We start from the raw sequence: 4893 nt of genomic DNA on the forward strand, positions 1-4893 counted from the left end.
GGTGGCGCTCATCGTCGAGCGGATCGCCCAGTTCCTTGGATGGCGCGGCCGCGGCGCGCGCCGGACCGTGGAGGTTCGCGATCTCGCCCGCCCGGTCCTGCAGGAACACCGAGCGGAAGGTTGCATAGGGGTCCACCGCGTCGCCCAGCACCGCCTTCAGGTCGCAGTCCGACTCGGCCCGCGCGTCGAGCCCGGTCGTCACCGCGCGCGTGACCTGGTATTCCGCGCGGTCGAACGGCGTGCCGACCAGGAACGGCACGATCAACGCCTCTCCCTGTCCGCCGATCAGGTCGCGCAGCGTCGTCGGACCCAGCAGCGGCAGGAACAGGTACGGCCCCGGGCCGACTCCGTAATACCCCAGCGTGTCGCCGAACCCGTTGGGCCGATGCGGCAGCCCGATCGCCGGCACTTTCGCGACATCGACCGTACCGCCGATGCCCAATGTCGAGTTGAACGCGAACCGCGCCGCCGTTGCCGCCGCCTTGCCGGGCTTGAGCTGGAGGACATAATTCAGGAAGACGAGCGGCTCGCCCAGATTGCTGAAGAAGTTGCGAAGGCCGGTCCGCAGCAGCTTGGGCACGACATGCTTGTAGCCGAGCGCCACGGGGCGCAGGAAATGCCGGTCGAGGCTCTGCTGGCGCGCGAAGAAGTAACGGTTGGTGCGTTCGAACGGGTCGCCCCTGACATGGCGGGGGTGCGCGGGAGGCTCCGTCTGCGCAGCCACCGTCGTCGTCGCGGGCGCGCCCGCCACGGCTGACGGCGCGGAGGCCATGGGCGACAGCTGGACGAGGAGCGCGAGCGCCGGCGCAATGGCCGGCAGGATCATCCCGCGCCCTTCGCGGCCATCGCGTCCAGATGCGCGGTCAGCGCCTTTGCCCCGCCCTGCTGCAGGATCGACGCGAAGTCCGACCGGCGCGTCGTCAGCTGGCTGATCGACCTGTAGAAGACGTCGATGATCCGCCACCCGTCTGGTCCCTGGCGCAGCCGGTAGGCGATCGCCACCGGCGCGTCCGACGGGTCGTTGAGCGTGGTGCGTACCAGCCGATCGCCGGCGCGTGCCTCCACCTTCGACGCTATGGTGAAGGACTGGCCGGAATAGCCATCGAAATTGCGCGCATAGGTGCTGACCGTCAGTCGCCGGAACGCCGTCACCAGCGCCGCCTGGTCGGCGGGCGCGAAGCCGGTCCACGCTGGCCCGACCGCGAGGCGGGTCATTAGCGGAATGTCGAAGCTGCGGTCGACGACCGGACCGATCTGCGCCGAGCGCGCGGAGGAGCCGGCGCGCGCCCCGGCCTTCATGATCGCGATCAGGCCGGCGTCCAGCGCCACTACCGGCGCTACGGCCGGGTCCGCGGCCACCTGCGCGGTGACTGCCAGTGGACAGGCGATCAGTGCGGCCACAAGGGGGAAAAGGGGAAATTGCATGGTCGCCACACTAGCCTCCGACAGGGCGCGGCACATAATCAAGCGGCCAGGCGGGGTCTAGTGGCGGCGAATCGCGGCGAAATGCTGCGATGCGACAGGATCCGGCCTTCCGTAGTTGGCATGTGTCCGCTATCTAGATGGGCCGGAGGCGATGCGACAGATCGAGAAGGCATGGTTTTGGACGAAGCGATCATCAGTCCTCCTGCTCCGCCGGTCGCGCTCCTCCGGGTGATTCTGGCTCAGCCGCGTGGGTTTTGTGCGGGGGTGGTGCGGGCGATCGACATTGTCGAGCGTGCGCTGGATCGGGACGGGCCGCCCGTGTACGTCCGGCACGAGATTGTCCACAACCGCCACGTCGTCGACAAGCTGCGGCGCAAGGGCGCGGTGTTCGTCGACCATCTGGCCGATGTGCCGGAGGGCGCGACCACCATCTTCTCCGCCCACGGGGTCGCCCGGGACGTGCAGGCGGAGGCGGCGCGGCGCCGGCTGCCCGTGCTCGACGCGACCTGCCCGCTCGTCACCAAGGTCCATAACCAGGGCCGCCGCTACGCGCGGTCCGGCCGCACCCTGGTGCTGATCGGGCACGAGGGCCATGCCGAGGTGATCGGCACGATGGGACAGGTGGACGCGGACATCCACCTCGTCGGCACGCCGCAGGACGTCGCCGCGCTGCCGTTCGCGGCCGACCTGCCGCTCGCCTATATCACCCAGACGACGCTGTCGGTCGACGACACGCGCACGGTGATCGCGGCGCTGGAGGCGCGGTTCAGCGACCTGATCGGCCCGGACGTCTCCGAGATCTGCTACGCCACGCAGAACCGGCAGACCGCGGTGCGCGACCTGTGCCGGGCGAGCGACCTCGTCATCGTCGTCGGCGCGCGCAACAGCTCCAACTCGTCGCGGCTTCGCGAGATCGGCGACGAGATGGGGGTGCCGAGCTACCTCGTCGACGACGGCTCGGGGGTCGATCCCGCCTGGCTCGACGGCGTCGTCTCGGTCGGGATCACCGCCGGCGCCTCCGCGCCCGACGAACTGGTCGAGGACGTCATCGCCGCGCTCCGCCGGGTCCGGCCGGTGGAGGTCTCCACGCTCGACGGCGTGGTGGAGAACGTCGAGTTCAGCCTGCCGGTCGAGCTCAGGAACGTGGCGCCGCCATCCCATCCCGCCCCTATCGGCGCGGACATTCCCGGCACGCGCGCGGCCGAACAGGACGAACTGGCATGACCCTTCCCCTTCAGCCGCTCCTGCGCGTTGGCGCCTATGCGGTGGCGAACCAGATCAAGGGCGGGAAATACCCGCTCGTCCTGATGCTGGAGCCGCTGCTGCGCTGCAACCTCGCCTGCCCTGGCTGCGGCAAGATCGACTATCCCGATCCCATCCTCAACCAGCGGCTGTCGTTCGAACAGTGTATGGCGGCGATCGACGAGTGCGGCACGCCCGCCGTCTCGATCGCGGGCGGCGAGCCGCTGCTCCACCGCGAGATGCCGCGGATCGTCGAGGGGTACATCGACAGGAAGAAGTTCGTGATCCTGTGCACGAACGCGCTCCTCCTCAAGAAGAAGATCGACCAGTACCGCCCGTCGCCCTATTTCACCTGGTCGATCCACCTCGACGGCGATCGCGGCATGCACGACCACGCGGTCGATCAGGCCGGCACCTATGACGCCGCGCACGAGGCGATCCTGCTCGCCAAGGCCCGCGGCTTCCGCGTCCAGGTGAACTGCACCGTGTTCGACGGCGCCGATCCCGCGCGGCTGGCGACGTTCTTCGACGAGATGGAGCGGCTGGGCGTCGAGATCACCATCTCGCCTGGCTATTCCTACGAGCGCGCGGCGGACCAGGAGCATTTCCTGACGCGCGAGCGGACCAAGAACTTCTTCCGCGACGTGTTCCGCCGCGGCGACGGTGGCCGCGCGTGGAGCTTCACCAACTCGCCGCTGTTCCTCGACTTCCTGGCCGGCAACCGCTCCTACGAATGCACGCCCTGGTCAATGCCGCTGCGGACCGTCTTCGGCTGGCAGAAGCCGTGCTACCTCGTCGGCGAGGGCTATGTCGAGACCTTCGCCGAGCTGATGGCGGACACCGACTGGGACCAGTACGGTGTCGGGCGGTACGAGAAATGCTCGAACTGCATGGTCCATTGCGGGTTCGAGGGCACGGCGGCGGCGGACGCGATGCGCCACCCGCTGACGCTGATGAAGGTCGGCCGGCGGGGCGTGCGGACGGAGGGGCCGATGGCGGCGGACATCGACCTGTCGAACGCCCGCCCGGCCGATGACGTCCACGCGACCTACGTCGAGCGCGAACTGGCCCGGATCGCGGCGGCGGACCCGGCGGGGATGAAGCGGGTGCAGCGGGCGGCGTAGGGATCGGGGAGCAGGGGGAGGCGTCCGCGCCCCGCCCTCCTTCCGCAGGCAGGCGCTCCGCGGATCGAGCGCCGACCGGGTGGGGGGCTGAGGCACGCCCGTTGTCCCCTCCGGGCGACCTACCCCTCCACCATCGCTGCGCGACGGTCCCCCTCCCCCTCCGGGGGAGGAACAACCTGGGGGCGCCCTTCACTCCTCCCCCGGAGGGGGAGGTGGCCCGCGCAGCGGGACGGAGGGGTAGCTCGATCCAGGGACCGCCGTCGCGACGATGTATCGAACCACGGCCTCCAAGTCGTTCAGCACGTCGGCGGCGGGCACCCGCAGCACGCGCACGCCCTGGCCGCGCAGCCAGTCGTCCCGCGCGGCGTCGTGCCGGGGCTGCGATCCGCGGCTGTGCGCTTCTCCGTCCACCTCGACGGCGAGGCGGTGCGCTGGGCAGAAGAAGTCCAGCACATAGCGCCCGGCCGGATGCTGCCTGCGGAACCGCAGCCCCGCCGGACGCGGGCGGAGCGCCTGCCAGAGCAGCACCTCGGGCAGCGTCATCGCGCGCCGGAGACGTTTCGCCAGCCGTTGCGTGTTTTTGGGACCGTGGAGCATGGGGCCACCTACCCCTCCACCATTGCTGCGCAACGGTCCCCCTCTCCCTCCGGGGGAGGAATAAAACGGGGCGGACCTTCTCACTCCTCCCCCCGGCGGGGGAGGTGGCCCGCGTAGGGGGACGGAGGGGTGGTTGGTTCGGGCACCGCCGCCGCCATGCCCGGATCGCGCTTGCGATGTTGGAGCGTCGGGTAGAGATGGGCAGGCGTTATGCCGCGCCCCTCGCCATCCATCGCCCGTCCTTTGCGACCCTGCGCCCGCGACCTCGCCGTCGAGAATACGGCGTTCCTGCACGCGCTTCGCGCCACCGGCAACGCCGACGCCGCCGCCGGCGCGATCGGGCGGAACCCGGCCACGATGCGCAGGCGCCGGCAGCGCGACCCCGATTTTGCCATGGAATGGCGCGCGGCGAGCGTCGTCGCGACGGCGCGGCTTCAGGACAGGCTGACCGGCCGGGCGCCGGGCGAGTGGAAGGAGGCGCCCCGATCCGCCTATCGGACGCGGG

5 protein-coding genes and 1 pseudogene are annotated in these 4893 nt (G+C 70.3%); 3 read left to right on the forward strand and 3 right to left on the reverse strand.

Going from position 1 to position 4893, the window contains the following annotated elements:
• Both HUV01_RS11905 and HUV01_RS11910 read right to left on the reverse strand, forming a co-directional pair.
• Window positions 1–826: MlaA family lipoprotein (locus tag HUV01_RS11905; protein ID WP_174298460.1), on the reverse strand; the 826-nt coding region annotated here is incomplete at its 3' end.
• Window positions 823–1425 (reverse strand): ABC transporter substrate-binding protein, encoded by a 603-nt coding sequence (locus HUV01_RS11910; RefSeq protein WP_174298461.1) that lies wholly within the window; start codon window positions 1423–1425, stop codon window positions 823–825. The genes HUV01_RS11910 and HUV01_RS11905, both read right to left, overlap by 4 nt.
• Window positions 1426–1596: 171 nt before the next feature.
• On the opposite strand from HUV01_RS11910, the gene ispH reads away from it, so the two are divergent.
• Window positions 1597–2649 carry a 4-hydroxy-3-methylbut-2-enyl diphosphate reductase gene (gene ispH, locus HUV01_RS11915; protein WP_174298462.1) on the forward strand — a complete coding sequence of 351 codons (1053 nt, stop codon included), beginning with the start codon at window positions 1597–1599 and terminating at the stop codon, window positions 2647–2649.
• Window positions 2646–3791, forward strand: a complete 1146-nt coding sequence (gene hpnH / locus HUV01_RS11920) for an adenosyl-hopene transferase HpnH (protein WP_174298463.1) — start codon at window positions 2646–2648, stop codon at window positions 3789–3791. The genes ispH and hpnH overlap by 4 nt, the downstream gene beginning before the upstream one ends.
• Before the next feature lie 189 nt (window positions 3792–3980).
• Here hpnH and HUV01_RS11925 read toward each other — a convergent pair whose 3' ends face one another.
• Window positions 3981–4388, reverse strand: coding sequence for an endonuclease domain-containing protein (locus HUV01_RS11925; protein WP_174298464.1), 408 nt, complete (start codon window positions 4386–4388; stop codon window positions 3981–3983).
• Between the two features lie 243 nt (window positions 4389–4631).
• On the opposite strand from HUV01_RS11925, the pseudogene HUV01_RS11930 reads away from it, so the two are divergent.
• Window positions 4632–4893: pseudogene (locus HUV01_RS11930) on the forward strand (hypothetical protein); the annotation flags it as partial.

The sequence above is a fragment of the Sphingomonas bacterium genome, from assembly GCF_903643035.1.
Lineage (GTDB): Bacteria > Pseudomonadota > Alphaproteobacteria > Sphingomonadales > Sphingomonadaceae > Sphingomonas.